This is a genomic window from Spirosoma gilvum, assembly GCF_054776815.1.
Genome location: NZ_BAAHBH010000003.1, coordinates 21,036 through 40,700, shown reverse-complemented (window position 1 = coordinate 40,700; position 19,665 = coordinate 21,036). Strand labels below are relative to the sequence as shown.

At 49.9% G+C, this 19,665-nt stretch carries 10 protein-coding genes; 5 read left to right on the top strand and 5 right to left on the bottom strand.

Features of this window, described 5'->3' with window-relative positions; genetic code table 11:
- Positions 1 to 2: 2 nt before the first annotated feature.
- The 3 genes from ACYVFD_RS08555 (at position 3) to ACYVFD_RS08545 (ending at position 4,082) form a co-directional block, all read left to right on the top strand.
- Positions 3 to 1,466 (top strand): SusD/RagB family nutrient-binding outer membrane lipoprotein, encoded by a 1,464-nt coding sequence (locus ACYVFD_RS08555; protein ID WP_461089484.1) that lies wholly within the window; start codon positions 3 to 5, stop codon positions 1,464 to 1,466.
- A gap of 18 nt (positions 1,467 to 1,484) precedes the next feature.
- On the top strand, positions 1,485 to 2,000 hold the full coding sequence (locus tag ACYVFD_RS08550) for a hypothetical protein (RefSeq protein WP_461089483.1): 516 nt from the start codon (positions 1,485 to 1,487) through the stop codon (positions 1,998 to 2,000).
- A gap of 120 nt (positions 2,001 to 2,120) precedes the next feature.
- Positions 2,121 to 4,082: a S8 family peptidase gene (locus tag ACYVFD_RS08545; protein WP_461089482.1), complete on the top strand. Its 1,962-nt coding sequence runs from the start codon at positions 2,121 to 2,123 to the stop codon at positions 4,080 to 4,082.
- Positions 4,083 to 4,190: 108 nt separating this feature from the next.
- On the opposite strand, the gene ACYVFD_RS08540 is transcribed toward ACYVFD_RS08545, so the two are convergent.
- Positions 4,191 to 4,904: an SDR family oxidoreductase gene (locus ACYVFD_RS08540; RefSeq protein ID WP_461089481.1), complete on the bottom strand. Its 714-nt coding sequence runs from the start codon at positions 4,902 to 4,904 to the stop codon at positions 4,191 to 4,193.
- A gap of 183 nt (positions 4,905 to 5,087) precedes the next feature.
- Between ACYVFD_RS08540 and ACYVFD_RS08535 the strand changes: the two genes are divergently transcribed.
- Complete coding sequence (locus ACYVFD_RS08535) at positions 5,088 to 5,957, top strand: porin family protein (RefSeq protein WP_461089480.1); 870 nt, start codon at positions 5,088 to 5,090, stop codon at positions 5,955 to 5,957.
- A gap of 163 nt (positions 5,958 to 6,120) precedes the next feature.
- On the opposite strand, the gene ACYVFD_RS08530 is transcribed toward ACYVFD_RS08535, so the two are convergent.
- The 4 genes from ACYVFD_RS08530 to ACYVFD_RS08515 all read right to left on the bottom strand — a co-directional run bounded on the left by ACYVFD_RS08530 (position 6,121) and on the right by ACYVFD_RS08515 (position 9,545).
- Positions 6,121 to 6,342, bottom strand: a complete 222-nt coding sequence (locus tag ACYVFD_RS08530; protein ID WP_461089479.1) for a hypothetical protein — start codon at positions 6,340 to 6,342, stop codon at positions 6,121 to 6,123.
- A 45-nt stretch (positions 6,343 to 6,387) separates the two neighbouring features.
- Positions 6,388 to 6,909: a MarR family winged helix-turn-helix transcriptional regulator gene (locus tag ACYVFD_RS08525; protein ID WP_461089478.1), complete on the bottom strand. Its 522-nt coding sequence runs from the start codon at positions 6,907 to 6,909 to the stop codon at positions 6,388 to 6,390.
- 107 nt (positions 6,910 to 7,016) lie between these two features.
- Positions 7,017 to 7,946 (bottom strand): citrulline utilization hydrolase CtlX, encoded by a 930-nt coding sequence (gene ctlX / locus ACYVFD_RS08520; RefSeq protein ID WP_461089476.1) that lies wholly within the window; start codon positions 7,944 to 7,946, stop codon positions 7,017 to 7,019.
- A gap of 129 nt (positions 7,947 to 8,075) precedes the next feature.
- A complete protein-coding gene (locus ACYVFD_RS08515) occupies positions 8,076 to 9,545 on the bottom strand; it encodes an arginine deiminase family protein (protein ID WP_461089475.1) in 1,470 nt (489 codons plus the stop codon).
- Positions 9,546 to 9,973: 428 nt separating this feature from the next.
- Here ACYVFD_RS08515 and ACYVFD_RS08510 point away from each other — a divergent pair, with 428 nt between their 5' ends.
- Positions 9,974 to 19,135 carry an SdrD B-like domain-containing protein gene (locus ACYVFD_RS08510; protein ID WP_461089474.1) on the top strand — a complete coding sequence of 3,054 codons (9,162 nt, stop codon included), beginning with the start codon at positions 9,974 to 9,976 and terminating at the stop codon, positions 19,133 to 19,135.
- The last annotated feature ends 530 nt before the right edge of the window (positions 19,136 to 19,665 follow it).

The following is a 19,665-nucleotide window of genomic DNA, read 5'->3' as shown; positions in this document are numbered from 1 at the left end:
TCATGAAATTCATCAATTATAAACGCTACCTCTTAATACCCTTTCTGCTGGGTATGGGAGCTTGTGGCAAGTACCTTGACGTCAACGTCACGCCCAACAACCCAACATCGGTTACACCCGCCGTATTATTACCGGGTGCTCAGGCCGGTACAGCTTTTGCTAATGCCAACGAGCTAAACCGATTTGCCGAAACGCTGGTGCAACATTTGGCAGGTGCGGGTAACAATCCGGCTACCTACGATATTTTCCAGACCAACGGAGCTGATTTTGGCAACCAATGGACTACGGAAATCTATGGTGGTGCGCTGGTCAACTACCAGAAATTAATTGAGTTAGGCGACGCAACCGGCTCAAAGGCGTACACTGGTATTGCCAAAATTCTGAAGGCATACACGTTCTCAATCGCAACCGACGTATGGGGTGATGTTCCTTATTCGCAGGCTTTATTGGGCGAAACGTTTATTAATCCTCGTCTCGACAAACAGGAGGATATCTACAAAGGAAACTCGTCGCAGGGCATTCAGAGCCTGTTCGATCTGGTACGTGAAGGGATCAAAGATCTTGATTCGCCTTCAGCCCTGAAGCCAGGAGCCGATGATGTTATTTATGGTGGTAATCTGGTCAAGTGGAAGCAGGCAGGTAATACGCTGTTGCTCAAATTCGCTACGACCATCAGCCGTAAAGAACCAGCGCTGGCAACCAGCGTCATTAATGAGGTACTGACTGGCAACAACTACATTACGGCCAACGCAAACGATATGAACTTTACGTTCGGAGCCAGCGTAGGTAGCCAGGACCCTCGATATACCTACTCGTTTATTAGTTCGTTCCAGAACGACATTATTCTGAGTACCCGGTATCTGAACCTGTTGAACAGTCTCAACGATCCACGTCTGCCGATCTTCTTCACCAAGCCTGGGGCCAATTATGTAACCATCGACAATGGGTTCCGGGGTACGCTGCCGACACCTGTTACCAACTGGTCACGGTATAACAAGTACGTAACGGGCAACTCGGGTGAAGGCCCCGTACGCTTAGTAACGAATTTCCAACGGGCATTTATCCTGGCCGAAGCGGCTCTACGGTTGGGCACTCCCGGCGATCCGCAGGCGCTGTACACCGAAGGTATCAAAGCCTCGATGACGCTGGCCGGACTTACTGCCGATCAGGTCAACGCTTATCTGGCTGCTAACCCAACGGTGGCTACACTCTCGGGGACTAATGAGCAGAAAATTGCTCAGATCATCACCCAGAAGTACATCGCCTGGACCGGCAACGGGCTGGAAGCCTGGAATGATTATCGCCGTACTGGCTACCCAGCTCTGCAACCTTCGCAGAACGCAGCCGGTATCGATGGCACCCGACCTGTTCGGGCCGTATATATCAATAACGAAATTCAACAGAATCCTAACTTCCCTAACCCGGCTCCCCAATCGAATGTACGGGTATGGTGGGATGTGGATTAATCGAACAGACTTACGAACATGAAAAAGATATTGATGAATCTGTTGTTACTAGCCATAGTGGCTGGTGGCAGTCTCTCCTGTAAAGATGACCTGGTGTACAGCGATCTGGTTCGGGACAATCGTCCGGCCATTCCGGTAACCTTCCCCGGAACGACTACCTATGGTTTTAACCCGTTTATTATCAGCTCGCTGGCAGCAGGTGGACCTATTGAGTTTACCTTGTCGATTCCAGCCAGTAGCGGTCGTACCATCAAGGAAATTACTAAGGTGTTGGGTGGCGCTACAGGTATCACGGTGGGTAACCTCAACTCGGCTACAGCAGCCACGTTGATGAATGCAGCTCCGATTGCAGGTAGTGGTACTACAGCGGTGTTTACATCAAACATCGCAGCCTTCAAAGCCAAGTACCCTAGTGTAGCCACGGCACCGATTGCTTTACCGAACTACACCGAGATTCAGTTTTTGTTCCTGGTGACACTAGACGATGGTACTCAACTTGTACCTGAGCCTGTTCGTGTTCGGATTGTCAATTAAGCTGACGATTTAATACGAATCAAAAGCCCTCCTATGGTTTGGAGGGCTTTTGATTTTTAGGGAGATGACACATTACGATTAGTAATTACGTATTTTAACCAAACTATTCATCAACCTGCTATGGATCTGCGAAAAGTCGCCTTGCTCTTAATTTCAGCCGTATTTTTTTTGGCAATGAGCGCACAGGCACAATTACCGCTTCGAAATTCCGTCTGGACAGGCACTGTCCGTACGCCCAACGAAGTTCGTGTGCAACTCGCTTTCCGAAACGACACAGTACTGGCGACCACCGAAGCGAATGCAGACATGCTCGAAACGATGTTTTATGAACTGGTTGGCGACACGCTTAGGTTACAAAAAATTACGGGTCAAAGTCCTTGTGGAACTGAAGCCATCGGTCTGTATCGCCTGATTTATACTAACAACGGCGAACTATTTTCTCTGAGGGCTATTCGTGATGAATGCAGTGACAGACGGAATGCCTTAAGCCAGATCACCTCATTCAGTCGAAAACGGCCCAACCCTAACCAACCACCCCGCAACTGGCCTTACCTCGACCCACAGCGCGACTCGATAGCCGGTATCAGCCTCTACCAGGCCTATGACTTGCTGAAAGGTCGCTCATCAGTACCTGTTATCGTTGGCATCATGGATTCTGGCGTTGACCTGACACATGAAGACCTGCGTGATGTGGCCTGGGTAAACCCGAAGGAGATTCCCGGCAACAATACCGACGACGATAAAAATGGCTATACCGACGACCTCAATGGCTGGAATTTTATGGGCGCCAAAGACGGTACGACCTATGAATCTGATCAGCCCGAGGTAACGCAGGTGTATGTTCTTTTTCGGGACAAATACGATAAAGCGAATCCTGACAATCTAAACCCTCTCGAGAAACGCCAGTATGCTACTTACCAAATCGCGAAAAAGCAGTTCCTGCAACGTTACCGAGCTATTCAGCCCAGACATATTGCCTTTGCCGACACGGCTCAATTCTGGAAAGTAGCCAGCCAAATCCGGTCGAAATTACCCGATACAATCACCACGCCAACGGCTATTCGCAGTATTGATTTTGGAACCGACTCGGTAGCTAACGCTGTCCGGACAGTTCTGGCCGATGCGTACATTCCACAGTACGGCACCTTCCGAACGTATCTTTCTCTGGTCCGCCTGAACTGGCCACGGTTTCGGCAAATAATGGGCAGCGAAGCCGATATAGCTTATAATCTCTCTTACAACCCACGGCAAGCGGTAGGCGACGATCCATCCAACCCAAACGAGCGTTATTATGGCAGTCCACGCATGCTAATTGGTCAGTCGCAGGAGTTGGCAATGCATGGAAGCCATGTGGCGGGGATTATTGGAGCCAAACGAGGTAACGGACGTGGTATAGATGGCGTGGCCGACAATGTTCGGATCATGCCCGTTTCGATGGTGCCATCGGGTGGCGATGAACGGGACAAAGATGTAGCCAATGGAATCCGGTATGCAGTTGAAAACGGCGCTAAGGTGATCAACATGAGCTTTGGAAAACGATTATCGCCTTACAAAGAGCAGGTCGATGCAGCTATCCGATTTGCCGAAGAGCATGATGTATTGATCGTTCATGCGGCTGGCAACAACGGCGAAAATTATGACTCGATACCGGCCTACCCAACGGCCCATTACGAAAATGGCAATCTTGCCAAAAATGTATTGGTCGTTGGCAATAGTACCTGGCGTCTTAGCGAAGATTTACCCAGCCGCTCATCAAATTACGGTATTCAAACGGTCGATCTGTTTGCTCCTGGTACCGCCATTCTGTCGACACTGCCCCATAATCATTACGCCAGCTTATCCGGCACTAGTATGGCATCGCCCATGACGGCTGGTGTAGCCGCTTTACTCCGCTCCTATTTCCCGAAACTCACGGCTGTTCAGGTCAAGGAAATTCTGATGAAAAGCAGCTATCATCCCAATATCGCTGTTCGTAAACCTGGCCGATCTATACAGAAAGTTCCCTTCAGCGACTTAAGCCGCTCAGGAGGTCTGCTCAATGCCCGCAACGCCGTTAAAATGGCAATGGAGCTAGGGAAATAGCGATTAGTGGATTAGTTAATTGGTTTATCAGTTGGTTAGATGGTTGATGACTACACCAAGGAACGGGCCAGCCAATCAACCAATTAACCAGCCAACTAATTAACTACCTCACCAATCAACTTCCTGCTTGTCGTGCCAGAATTTACCAGTTGCGGTCTGAGGGGCGTCAGTTGCTAGCCAAACGATGGTTTCGGCCCCTTTCTCAACTGGCCGATTGGCACTAGGCCCACCCATATCGGTACGTACCCATCCCGGATCAACACAGTTTACAGAAATATTATTGGATTTAAGCGCACCGGCAAACTGTTTGGTTACGGCATTCAGGGCAGCTTTTGAAATACTGTAGGCTGGAGCGTAGGTATTCATGTCTTTAATGACCCCTGCCCCACTCGATACGTTGATAATCCGGCCACCATTAGGGCTTTTTTGTAAATGCGTCAGAAAATCCTGAATCACCAGAATAGGCCCGGTCACATTGGCTTTGAACGTTCGTTCGAGCATTTCGGCATTTAGTTTCAGAATCGTCTCGCCATGATCTTCGAGTACACCGGCATTGTTGACCAGCACATCCAGGTGATCGGCTTTCTGCGAAAAGGTGCCACAGGCCGTACGAACACTAACGGGGTCAGTTACATCGATCTGAATAAATGTGGCTTCATAGCCCGCTTTGCAAAGCTCTTCGGAAGCTTCTCGTCCTTTGGCCATATCGCGGGCGCCAATAAATACCGCAAAGCCCTGCTGAGCGAGTTGTATGGCAATTTCTTTTCCAATACCTCGGTTGGCCCCGGTAATGAATGCTGTGCGTTGGTGGTGAGTTTTCATACGGTATTCGTGGATTTAGTAAAGCAGTGGGTACCCACTGCTTTACTAAATCCACGAAACGTGAAAATGTTTGTGAAAAAAACAACCGTATGCTCAAGCAACTGACCGTTTCCTCAGTGCTATGCAGGAATTTAGTAGTTTAGCGGCTAATCTTACATTATGGATTCGCTAATCCTGTGCCCCATGAAACTGTTGTATTACTTTTTTTCGATAGCCTTGCTGACTAGCCAGTTATCCTTTGCGCAATCGGGTACGACTAACCAGGCAACAACTCAACCCAATTCCCGAACGGTTGTAACGAACCGTCAACAGGAATTATATGATCAGTATCACGGCATTACAAAGAAACCGGCTACATCAGCACCTGTTGCAGTAACCACAGCAACCAACAATCGTAGAGTAACGGAGCAACAAGCAGCCAGTAGCTCGACGACACAACCTCCGGTAGCCGACGAACCCAGAAAGGCTATGACGCGGGAAACGATGACACGGCCAGAACGGATTGCGCTGGACGGTACTTCATCAGGCTTTCGAATTGGCTTTCGGGGAGGGGTTACGTATCCCTTTTATACCGAAAAGGTAATTGGCATTGACCCAGCTGTAGGATTTACAGGAGGAGTAGTTCTCAATTTTGGCAAAGGCTCTATTTCGTTTCAGCCTGAAGTCAACTACACGCGTTATAGCCAGAAAATCAAAGATTCTTTCTCAACAGATATTTATTCTATAGCCAGAGACTACCTGGAAGTACCGCTTTTCCTGAAAATTTCATCAGGCACCTATGCGGGAAGCCGCTTTTTTGTGAACATTGGCCCATATGGATCTTATCTGGCTAGTGCCAGCAGTGATGGCAAAAAAACAAATATTAGTAATTCATCAGGGCGCTTTGAGTTCGGTGGAGCCTTAGGAATTGGAGCTGCCTTAAAAGCCGGGCCAGGACATTTTACAATTGAAGCAAGAGGCCTTTACCCATTGGGAGATACCGATGGCGGCTTTAATACTGACTCAAAAATAGTTTGGGGACAGGGTGCTGTAGGCTATATTTTTCCGCTATAGATATAAACGTAAAATTTCTCATAGAGTGGGTTTTTGGAATGGCGGCAATCCCCTGGGTGCCGCCATTTTTGTAATGATTGAATGATAGAATTTTGAATGATAGAATAGACTAACGTAAGTGCTTTTCATTCATTCTATCATTCAAAATTCTATCATTCAATCATTAAAAGAGCAGCTTCCAGCCGTTAAAGAATAAATCCTTACCGGGTTGCCCTGACCACTGCTTATTGTCGGCGGCCAACGTTTCATCATCTACGTCGAGCGTCCGCCCTTCTTTTTGCACGACAATAGCTGAAATTCCCTTTTCAGCCAACGACCGGCAAATGGCTTTCGTGGTACTTGTGGGGTTCCCCGATACTAATCCTATGGTTTCGTTGGTTTTCATGGTTATTGAGTTGTTGTATGTGCAAACAAATTTTTCTAAAACGTATTAGGCAATGTCTCCTAAGACTTTAGAGGCCTTAAGGATCTGTTGCGTAAGCTGGCAAACGTTGGCTTCGCCCAGTACCTGCGAGTAACGCTCACTAACCCGGTCCCAGGCGGCAGAAATATCCGGCTGAATCGCTTCTCCTTCTTCTGTTGGGTAAATCAGTGTCTTTTTCCCTTCCGACTCCCGGCGAACCAGTCGCTTCAGTTCCAGTTTTTCAACCAGCCGCGTAATCGTAGACGGCGTCAGGCAGAGCGTTTCGCTCAATTCGGACGGTGTAACACCCGGCTGGGCAACCACTTCGCAGAGCATATAGGCGTGGGAATAACACAACCCAAAACGACCAAATTCTTCGTCACCAATGGCTGTAATGGCCCGCGCCAGCGCATTTGCTGAGAACAGCAGACAAGCACTGTACCGTGATGTCGATGAACGTTCGGCAGCAACAGCAATCGTTTTCTCTCCCTTCATCTTCTTCTGATACGAATGACCATACAAAGGTAGCAATGATATTTGTATGTGCAAACAATATTTTTAAAAAGTAGTAGGAGCGAGGAGTTAGAAGAGAGAATGGCTGACGCAAACTATTGCTTTCGCGTCAGCCATTCTCTCTTCTAACTCCTCGCTCCTAACTACTTCCTCGGAAGATGTACTTCGGCAATCATGCAGCGAGCGGATCCACCTCCGTTACCTTCAATCATCGATAGGTCGAAGTGGAACAGGGACGCGTAATCATCTAGCTGGTCAATTTGGCGAGCGGTTAGCGATTCAAAAGCGCGCGTCGACATGACCAGTACCTTCTGCCCTTTCTTTGTAAGAACCATGAGCATGTTACCGGCAAAGCTGGCCATTTGCTCCAGCGATATTTCAATGATACGCTTACCCAGTTTTTCCAATTCATGGCGTACCACCAGCCGTTCGTCGGGGTCAATGATTGCTGACAGGCATATCACGGCAAACGTATCAGCAATACACATAACCACATTCGTATGATAAACTGCTTTCCCGTTGGCATCAGCAGCCCGAAACGACACTGTCCGGTAGCCGGTCTGTCGGCCGAATTCAGCCAGCACATCAGGGTCTGTACGCGGAGACAGACTGGCAAAGGCCACTTTATTCATTCGGTCAAGTACCAGGCTCCCCGTCCCTTCCAGGAACTTACCCTCCTGCTCAAAATGCGTCAGATCGACCACGCGGGCTACATGAAACCGTTTGGCAAGATCATCGATAATATCCTGCCGCCGTTCGAGCCGACGATTTTCAGCCTGCATGGGATACAGAACAACCGTACCACTGGCATGGAAGGAAACCCAGTTGTTTGGAAAAATCGAATCGGGTGTATACGGGTCAGCCGTATCCTCATAGACCATCACCTCAACGCCAATTGCCTGCAACTGACGCACCATTTCATCAAATTCCTGTAAGGCATCTCCCTGAGCAGTATCCTTCGTTTGCGTAGCCAGCATACTATCCTGAAACGCGTTTGATTCGGCGGTTTGCTCATTGAACCCAAAGCGAACCGGGCGAATCATCAATATACGGGAGGTGGCCTGTGATTGCATGCACGTAGTCGATCAGTTGGAAAGCCATTATGGCCAAATCGGTTAGCAAATTACTATTGATGGCGCAATTGTTCAACAATTCAGCGAAAGAGTCCTACAAGGTTCGAGAAATCGACTCATTTTCAGTGATTATATCTCTTCGCGCCATAACGGCAAACTCATGCAGTGTGAACCGCCCCGCGCCCGGCTCAGTTCGGCTGATGGCAACATAATAAATGTATTTTCGATGGTTTCGGGTGAAGCTTCGTCCGTTTCGAACCGCTCCAGTAATTCTTTTGCCCCTACTACATCAAACCCTGCGGTTCGGAATGCTTCTGCGGTTTTCTCGTTTCGATCATAGCCAATCACCACGCCATCTTTCAAGGCCAGCAGGTTACACGAATCTGTCCATTGCTCACGAGCCCCGAACGGAAATTCGTTATTGCCCGAATAAATAAACTGTATGGGTTCAGTGGCGCCCAGGTCGTTTTTACTTATATCGGTCAGGAGGTCTTCAAGGTTTTCTATTTCGATTGGTTTATGTTCCAACCCTTTGATGAACTGCAGAATTTTTAGATCTTCCGAAACGTCTTTGGGTGCGAAAAAATGGATCACATCGCGTTTTTTAGCCTCTTCACCCGTGCGGGCCAGTGACCCCAGCAACACCCAAACGTTCCGTTTTACCTGCGTGAAAATGGTATCGATATGCATGTAATCCCGCTTTTTCGGAATTTGCAATATTGTTACCGTATCCACCAGATTTTTACTAAATACGATACGCATCACCTGCTGAGCAGCATATAGTGTTGTCCGTTCGCTAACCCCGATCAGCAAATGCCGTTTGGCAATCATCATTACATCCCCCCCCTCCAGCGTGGAGCGGGTCACATCACGATTGGTATCGATATCCGGCAATAAAAACGCGTATTCGTTGTCAGGAATTTCAATGATTTTATCCCGATAACCGGCAAACAAAGGATGGTGAAAGAAGATGTACTGCGTTAAAAGAGCCTCACGAGTTCGGGCTAGTTTAGCGGGTTTATTGAGCAGGATGTGATCATTGATAACAATCCCAATATCGCGGGTAAAAATAAAGTTGGGCAATGGTGCAAAGAGCATGGTTCGGTCGGGCAACGAGCCCGAAATCATAATCTTGGCCAGCTCCGCAGGATCGTACTGACTCAGTTGCTGCTGCGTACGGAAGGCAGCTCGTTCGATTCCACAGATGGTCGCAATAAGGCGGGTACGAATGCCATCATCCTGCAAAATATCAGCCAGAAGAGACTGAATATCAATCACTTTATCTGACTTAAAATACTCAACATGATCGGGTTTGAAGAATGAGCGATCAGCCCCAGGCCCCAGAGCGTCAATTTGTCCACGGACTTTATCCGGGTCCAGAAAATACAATAGAATCTTAATGTAATAGTCGTATTCATCCCGACGCATCATATCCAGATGCACGATGTCTTCAAAGAGCCAGTCCTGTGCTTTGGAAGGGATCACTTTACCCAGTCCACGGTCAGGGCTATGAATCAATAAGCGTCGGAGCGTACCTATTTCGGAAGCGACCTGAATATGAAACGGCTCAGTTTCAGACATAGTACCTCCTTTATTCATAGTATACGTATTTGTTTCATGCTCGTTTTTCATAATTCTTCTCTCGGCCATTGGGCTTGAGTGAATTGCAAGGTACGAGTTTGAAAACGGAAAAGAAACGCAAGTACTATCTCCAGATGATTTACGGCAACCTTATAATTTATATAATAATTTCAATATAACGTAATAATAAATAAATATAAAGGCAAATAATCAACTATTAATCAACATAACTACATGATTTATATAATCTTTTCTAAAAACAATGGCATACTATTTGAACAACAGCCCCAATTTATTATATCAAAAAATAAACATATATCAAACATAAATTTTGCACACATATTTGTAATCACTTACCGATATTTTATCAACAATTAGTCGTTACGGCATACTTTTTGACAACCGAGTACACGTGTTGTATTGATCTACTCGCAACCATAGAATATATGCCTACGTTTACTACAAAATCAACAAGTTGGCTTTTACTTTTTTTTATAATAAGTATAGCACCAGCTCTACCTGGTTTAAGCCAAACCATTACGGGTACCGTCTTCCGGGATTTCAACGCCGATGGTGTTTATACTGCCATGCCTGTTTCTGGCAGCTACACATTTGGTGAACCGGGGGTTGGCGGAATAACGGTTACTGCTTATGATGCCTCTGGCCTGGCTGTAGCAACGACAACCAGTAGCACCCTGACTTCCTCGCCCGGCAGTTACACGCTTACAGGATTGAGTAGTAGTACAGCTACGGCTTACCGGGTAGAATTTACGAATATCCCTTCGGGCAATTACGAAGCCTTTCGCGGAGCAGGAACTAGTAGTAGCCGATCATCGATTCGATTCGTCAATAGTGGGGCTACGGTCAACTTCGGTATAAGCTCCCCAACGGATTATTGCCAAAGTTCACCTCCATTAGCTGTTCCCTGTTATGTGAGTGGTGATCCGCTTTCGGCAACAGCAACAACCGCCCTTAAAGATGCTCACGTACTGGTTTCAGTCGCCTACGCATCCACAGGCACTTCGGTGACGGCTACTTCCTTAGCCAATGCTGATGAGATCGGTAGTGTATGGGGATCTGCTTATCAACGCGAAACCAAGAAATTATTTACGGCTGCCTTTCTGAAGCGGCACGTCGGTTTAGGGCCCGCAGGTCTGGGCGGCATTTATGTAACCACTACGACGGGCTCACCGACCACATCGCTTTTTGTTGATCTGGAAAATGCTCCATTTAGCCTTACTCTGGGCGCTTCTCAACTGGGCACTCGAAACTTACCGGGCAGCCCTACGACCTCCAGTACCGACCCAAATTCACTAAGTTTAATAGGCGCTGCGGGGTTAGGAGGTTTAGCTTTATCGACCGATGGTAAAACCTTATATGCAACCGACCTGTTCAACCGTCAGCTATTGGTTATGGATGTGGGCAATCCTGCATCAACGTCCTTAGCGGCTGGGGGCTTATCGTTTGTTGCGCTACCTAATCCAGGCTGTACTAACGGCGTTGCCCGTCCGTTTGCCTTGGACGTATATAATGGTAAATTATACATAGGCGTTGTCTGTACGGGGGAGAATGGCGGAACAAGCAGCGATCTTTATGCCTATGTCTATGCGATGGATGAAGGCAGTACATCAATACCAACAACGCCTGTATTCAATTTTCGCCTGAATTACGGCAAAGGGCGTGTTCACACGGGTGATGCGGCTATTGGAGGCCCCTGGGAAACCTGGGCCACGACATGGTCTCAAATCCATACAGGAACTTCATCGACGGCGGGGCTTCGGGCAGCTAGACCACAACCTATGCTTACGGATCTTGGCTTTACGGATAATGGCGACATGCTGCTCGGTTTTACGGACCGGGGAGGTCATCAGTTAGGGTATAAACAACGTGCCCCAACCGACAATGGTCCTACCGCTACGACCCTTATCAACGGCTACATTGGTGGAGACCTATTAAGGGCTCACTATGATGGTTCCAGTTGGGTTTTAGAAAAAAACGGTACAGTTGGCTCTTTAACTTCAGCAGGTGCCAATAATGGACAGGGACCGGGCACACCCACCAGCACGACCTATACGACTCCATCCGGTGAATTCTATTTCATGGAGAACTTCCAGCAGGTAGCCGGTACTGACACGCACCAGGAAACTTTTATGGGAAGCGCCCTGTCGATTCCGGGTTTAAACCAGACGATTGTTACCCTGATGGACCCTACAGATGTATTCACGGGTGGTTTTGGTTGGTTTAATAACACCACAGGCGATGATGATAAACGCGCTGAACTCTATAGCTCGGGCGATGATCTGATAACCTTCGGTAAGGCAAACGGGCTGGGGGTGATTAAAGCACTTTGTAACCCAGCCCCTATCCAGATCGGGAATCGGGTCTGGCTCGACTCGAACAATAATGGCATGCAGGATGCCGGTGAATCTGCCCTGGCAGGCGTAGTGGTTACCCTCCAGGGTACCGGTCTTGCTTCTCCCGTCAGCGTAACGACCAATGCAGCTGGAGAATATTATTTTTCGAATTCAACCAGTGGTACAACCACGACTGGCTTCTCCTACAGCTTAACAAACCTTACTTCTGGAGGTTCTTACACTCTCACATTCCCAACGAGTGTTAGCACTTCTACCCTGAGCAGTAAACCCAACTCAGCCACTGGCAGCAACGCTGACAATATCGATACCGATGCCAGCGCAGCAGGTATAATCACATTTACGCTAGGCTCATCAGGGCAGAATAATTTTTCGTATGATGCGGGCTTTATTCCCTGTTCATTCACAGCTACAGCTCAGGCTAATGGTAACTTGGGTAGTACGACCGTCTGTCAGGGAACTTCAGCAACGTTAACGGCGCAGGTCAGCCCAACCGACAGTTATACCTATGCCTGGAGTGCACCAGCTGGCGTTACACTAACGAATGGCACAACCGCTACAGCTACTACCTCAGGTTTACCTACAGGTACACATACGTTCACGCTTACCGTAAGCAGCAGTCCGGTTTGTTCGACAACAGCGACCGTTTCGGTGGTAGTCAATGCGCTGCCCACGCCTGCATTTACGTCAGCTACTATTTGTGCTGGTCAGCCCGTGACGCTAACCGCTAGTGGTGGTACTAGCTATACCTTTAGTAATGGCACAACGAACACAACAGGGCTACTGATAGTGAGTCCTACCAGTACCACGGCGTACTCCGTCACGGTAGCCAACGCCAGTGGCTGTATAAGCATTACGACCGCCACGGTGACCGTGAATCAATTGCCAACACCTGCCTTGACATCGGCGACTATTTGCGTCGGCCAGTCGGCGACTCTGACCGCTACCGGAGGTACCAGTTATACATTCAGTAACGGCACGACCAACACCACAGGCTTGTTGATCGTAAGTCCAACCAGTACTACGGCTTATTCAGTGACGGTGGCTAATGCCAGTGGCTGTATAAGCACCACGTCAGCCACTGCGACAGTTAACCAGTTGCCCACCCCGGCTCTCAGCTCGGCCACCATTTGCGCCGGTCAGTCGGTTACCTTAACTGCCACCGGAGGCACAAGCTATACCTTCAGTAATGGCACCACCAACACCACGGGTCTGCTGGTGGTGAGTCCAGTAAGCACGACGGCTTACTCCGTCACGGTCGCCAATGCTAGCGGCTGTAAGAGCACCACCACTGCTACAGTCACAGTAAATACCTTACCGAATCCAACCTTGACTTCGGGCACTATCTGTGCCGGTCAATCGGTAACCCTGACGGCAACGGGTGGCACCAGCTATACCTTTAGCAATGGCACCACCAACACTACTGGCTTACTGGTAGTGAGTCCAACTAGTACGACGGCCTACTCGGTGACGATGGCCAATGCCAGTGGCTGTATAAGCACAACTACCTCCACCGTAAACGTCAATCAACTGCCCGCAGCGACCTTATCGTCAGCTACCATTTGCGTTGGTTCGTCGGTGACGCTGACCGCTAGTGGTGGCACCAGCTACACATTCAGCAATGGAACAACCAATACGACAGGTTTATTGGTCGTGTCGCCTTCCAGCACTACAGCCTATAGTGTAACCGTCGCCAATGGTGCAGGTTGTCAGGCTACAGCAACAGGAGGAGTTACGGTAAACAACAACCCTATCGCTACGCTCTCCTCGGCTACCATTTGCATCGGCCAGTCTGTAACGCTAACAGCAACAGGAGGTACGAGTTATACATTCAGCAATGGTACTGTGAATTCAACTGGCCTATTGGTGGTGAGCCCAACAAGCACCACGGCGTACTCCGTAACAGCTAGTGGAGGGACCAACTGTTCAGCTTCAGCTACCGGAGCGGTAACGGTAAATTCGCTACCAACGCCTGCCCTTGGTTCGGCCACTATTTGTGTGGGCCAGTCCGTGACGCTAACCGCTAGTGGTGGCACTAGCTATACCTTTAGCAATGGCACAACGAACACAACGGGGCTACTGATAGTGAGTCCTACCAGTACCACGGCGTACTCCGTCACGGTAGCCAACGCCAGTGGCTGTATAAGCACTACGACCGCCACGGTGACCGTGAATCAATTGCCAACACCCGCCTTAACATCGGCCACGATCTGTGTAGGCCAGTCAGTAACCTTAACGGCGACGGGGGGCACCAGTTATACATTCAGTAACGGCACGACCAACACCACAGGCTTGTTGATCGTAAGTCCAACCAGTACCACGGCTTATTCAGTGACGGTGGCCAACGCCAGCGGCTGTAGGAGCACGACTACCGCTACGGTGAATGTCAACGCATTGCCCATCCCTGCCCTGAGTTCAGCCACGATCTGCGTGGGTCAATCGGTCACCTTAACAGCTAGTGGAGGTACCAGCTATACGTTCTCAAACGGCACGACTAATACAACGGGGCTACTTGTGGTGAGTCCCACCAGCACGACGGCCTATTCTGTAACGGTTGCCAATGCCAGCGGTTGTAAGAGCACCACGACCGCTACGGTGAATGTCAATTCGTTACCCACCCCCGCCCTCAACTCGGCCACCATTTGCGCTGGCCAGTCGGTAACCCTGACGGCAACGGGTGGCACTAGTTATACCTTTAGCAATGGCACCACCAATACCACGGGTCTGCTGGTAGTGAGTCCAGTCAGTACGACGGCTTACTCCGTCACGGTAGCCAATGCCAGTGGCTGTAAAAGTACTACTTCGGCTACGGTAACGGTAAATTCCCTACCAGCAGCCGCCTTAAGTTCAGCTACTATCTGCGCAGGTTCGTCGGCGACATTAACGGCTAGTGGAGGGGTTAGTTATACCTTTAATACTGGTGAGATAAACACCGACGGATTATTGATTGTGTCGCCTTCCAGCACTACGGCTTATAGCGTAACGGTAGTTAGCAGCGCAGGTTGCCAGGCTACTGCCACAGGTGGAGTTACGGTCAACAACAATCCTGTTGCAAGCCTTTCTTCTGCCACTATTTGTGAAGGCCAATCTGTCACCCTGGTCGCTTCTGGCGGCAGCAGTTTCACCTTTAGCAACGGTACAGTCAATACCACCGGTCTGTTAGTAGTGAGCCCAGCAAGCACTACGGCGTACTCGGTGACCGCTAGCGGAGGGGCCAACTGTTCAGCTTCAGCTACGGGTGACGTTACGGTTAATCCGCTACCAACGCTACAAACTAGCGTAAGCTGTAACGGGTTAGCGACTTATGATGTCAGCTTTACAGCTACCGCTGGAGCCTCGGTCAGTGCGTCTGTTGGATCAATCACCGGCTCAGTCATCAGCGGTATTCCTTCTGGCCAAACAGTTACTATTACGGTTACCCTGGACGGATGTAGCATTACTCAGCAGCTTACTCAAAACTGCTCGTCCAATGCAGCTAGTCTGGGTGACTTTGTGTGGCTCGACTCGAACAAAGATGGTATTCAGGACAGTGGTGAACCCGGTATTGAAGGGGTAACAGCTATCCTCTACATCAACGACGTGGCCTCCGCTACCACGGTCACTGATGCGACCGGCTTCTACTCTTTCACGGGCTTAACACCGGGCAACAGCACTTCCTACGTAGTGGGCTTCAGTGCCCCGACAGGTTACACGGCCACCACCCCTTACAGTGGTACGGATCGCACAGTAGACTCCAACGCGGATCTGATCACCGGCAAGACTGAATCAGTGACCCTGGCACCGGGTGAGTTCAATCCAACATTGGATGCAGGTTTCTATATCCCTTCGGCTGGGTTAGGCGACTTTGTGTGGCTCGACTCCGACAAGGATGGCATTCAGGACTCAGGTGAACCCGGTATTGCTGGGGTAACAGCTATCCTTTATGTTAATGGGGTGGCCTCAGCGACGACGGTCACTGATGCGACGGGCTTCTACTCTTTCACGGGCTTAACACCGGGCAACAGCACCTCCTACGTAGTAGGCTTCACCGCTCCAGCAGGCTACACCGCCACTACCCCTTACAGTGGCACGGACCGCACGGTAGACTCCAACGCTGACCTGATCACCGGTAAGACTGAGTCAGTAACCTTAGCCCCCGGTGAGTTCAACCCCACTCTGGACGCTGGCTTCTTCATCCCTTCGGCTGGTCTGGGTGACTTCGTCTGGCTGGACTTGAACAAAGATGGTACTCAGGACAGTGGTGAACCCGGTATTGAAGGAGTGACGGCAATACTATATGTCAACGGGGTCGCATCCGCTACCACGGTAACTGATGCGACCGGCTTCTACTCTTTCACGGGCTTAACACCGGGCAACAGCACTTCTTACGTAGTGGGCTTCAGTGCCCCGACAGGTTACACGGCCACCACCCCTTACAGTGGTACGGATCGCACAGTAGACTCCAACGCGGATCTGATCACCGGCAAGACTGAATCAGTGACCTTAGCACCGGGTGAGTTTAACCCCACCCTGGACGCTGGTTTCTTTATCCCTTCGGCTGGCCTGGGTGACTTTGTGTGGCTGGACTCGAACAAAGATGGCATTCAGGATAGTGGTGAACCCGGTATTGCTGGGGTAACAGCTATCCTTTATGTCAACGGTGTAGCATCCGCTACCACGGTAACTGACGCTACCGGCTTCTACTCCTTCACCGGCCTGACGCCCGGCAGCAGCACTTCCTACGTGGTAGGCTTCACCGCCCCAGCAGGCTACACGGCCACCACTCCTTACAGTGGTACCGACCGCACGGTGGACTCTAATGCTGACCTAATTACAGGCAAGACTGAGTCAGTCACGCTAGCCCCCGGTGAGTTCAACCCCACTCTGGACGCTGGATTCTATATTCCAAGTGCGGGTCTGGGTGACTTTGTGTGGCTGGACTTGAACAAAGATGGTATTCAGGATTCAGGCGAACCCGGTATCACCGGCGTGACCGCCGTGCTGTATGTCAACGGGGTAGCCTCGGCAACGACTGTTACCGATGCTACCGGCTTCTACTCCTTCACTGGACTGACGCCCGGTAACAGCACCTCCTACGTGGTGGGCTTCACCGCCCCATCGGGTTACACGGCTACCACCCCTTACAGTGGCACGGATCGGAGTATCGATTCCAATGCTGATCTGATCACCGGCAAGACCGAGTCAGTGACCTTAGCCCCCGGTGAGTTCAACCCCACTCTGGACGCTGGCTTCTTCATCCCTTCGGCTGGTCTGGGTGACTTTGTCTGGCTGGATACAAACAAAGATGGTATCCAAGACTCAGGTGAACCCGGTATTGAAGGAGTAACGGCCGTGCTGTATGTCAACGGGGTAGCCTCGGCTACTACCACTACAGACGCCACCGGCTTCTACTCTTTCACGGGCTTAACACCGGGCAACAGCACCTCCTACGTAGTGGGCTTCACCGCCCCAGCAGGCTACACCGCCACTACCCCTTACAGTGGCACGGACCGCACGGTAGACTCCAACGCTGACCTGATCACCGGTAAGACTGAGTCAGTAACCTTAGCCCCCGGTGAGTTCAACCCCACTCTGGACGCTGGCTTCTTCATCCCTTCGGCTGGTCTGGGTGACTTCGTCTGGCTGGACTTGAACAAAGATGGTACTCAGGACAGTGGTGAACCCGGTATTGAAGGAGTGACGGCAATACTATATGTCAACGGGGTCGCATCCGCTACCACGGTAACTGATGCGACCGGCTTCTACTCTTTCACGGGCTTAACACCGGGCAACAGCACTTCTTACGTAGTGGGCTTCACCGCCCCAGCAGGCTACACCGCCACTACGCCTTACAGTGGCACGGATCGGAGTATCGATTCCAACGCGGACCTAATCACCGGCAAGACCGAGTCAGTGACCCTGGCCCCCGGTGAGTTCAATCCAACATTGGATGCAGGCTTCTATATTCCAAGTGCTGGTCTGGGCGACTTTGTGTGGCTCGATTCCGACAAGGACGGCATTCAGGACAATGGTGAACCCGGTATTACTGGTGCAACGGCCGTGCTGTATGTCAACGGGGTAGCCTCGGCAACGACTGTTACCGATGCCAGTGGCTTCTACTCCTTCACCGGACTGACGCCGGGTAACAGCACCTCCTACGTGGTGGGCTTCACCGCCCCATCGGGTTACACGGCTACCACCCCTTACAGTGGCACGGATCGGAGTATCGATTCCAATGCTGATCTGATCACCGGCAAGACCGAGTCAGTCACGTTGGCCCCTGGTGAGTTTAATCCAACATTGGATGCTGGCTTCTATGCGCTGCCTACCCTGTTGACTCTCGACAAAGTAGTCGACAAGTCGAAAGCCCAAATCGGTGACGTCCTCAGCTATACTATCGTACTGACAAACGTGGGTTCCACTACCGCCACCAATGTGACTGTCCGCGACTCGACTACCACCGGGCTAAGTTATGTGGCCAACTCGGCCTCGGCCCCAACCGGCACTACCTTCACCCAGGGCTACCCCATCAGTCTCTGGCAAGTGACCAGCCTTAGTCCGGGACAAAGTCTGAGTCTGACATTCCAGGCCAAAGCCGATAGCAGTGGTATTCTCTACAACACGGCCACTATTCCTGGTGATACAGCCAAGGTATGTACCTCCATCCCGGTGCGTATGTGTGCCGGTGATGACTATGCCTTTGAACTGACGGCTCCTGCCGGGCGTAGCAACTACAAGTGGTTCAGGGATGGCGTCGAAATCGTGGGCGCTACGACGAATGTGCTGAGTGTAACGGCGGCTGGTACCTACTCGCTGGTGGTGGATGGCAACAGTGGCCAGTGTCCTGACTTCAGTTGCTGCCCCTTCATTGTCGAAGAGGACACGCTGCCCAACTATAAAGCCGTAGCGGTGCCGGTGAGTTGTGTAGGCAACACGCCACAAGCCAACGGACAAATCGTGCTGAGTGGATTCGGATCGGGTCTGACCTATCAGTACTCACTGGGGGCCAGCTTCAATGCAGGAGCATCCTTATCGGGGGCTGCTCAGGTGATCCCGGCCAATGGGTTGATCGCCAGCAATCTGGTCAACCCAGGGACGGCTCAGTCGTACACAGTGCGGGTGTATACGGCAAGTGGGTGTTATAAGGATGTGACGGTGTTGCTGATGCCAACGGTTTGTGGTTGTCCAGCCGACATCTGTGTGCCGTATGTGATCAGCCAGACCAAACGTCCACAACGCATTGGTGACCCTCGATAAGTACGAACTACATAAACAAAGAGGGGCACGACAACGGTCGTGCCCCTCTTTGTTTATACACAACATAGAAATATAAATGAGTATTTTGTAAGTAATTTTTAACTCAAGCAGATATTTAACACACTACAGTTAACCAATAATGCTTTATAATAAATCATATGTTTTACAATTGAACAATGACTTTTAACCTGCCAGGAACGAAAAATAGTGAAGCCGCCTGAAATGAGTTGAAAATCCAATTCCCTAGTGTACCAGAATCCATCCTATCCTATCTGATGAATTAATCATATTGAATCTTCAAGCTCAACAAACTATACAGGACAAGTTCACAGAGCAGAAGTGGTTATCAATACAGTATGTTGACAACCAAAATCATTTACAAAATGAATATAAAATACACTATATGCAACCATTTAATATAATTCGTAAATAATATTTTTATAGCATTCACATTGGCCTATCTAATTCAGGGATCGTAAGTAATAAATCAGATAAAACATAGTATAATCTGAGCAAAAACAATTAAACAC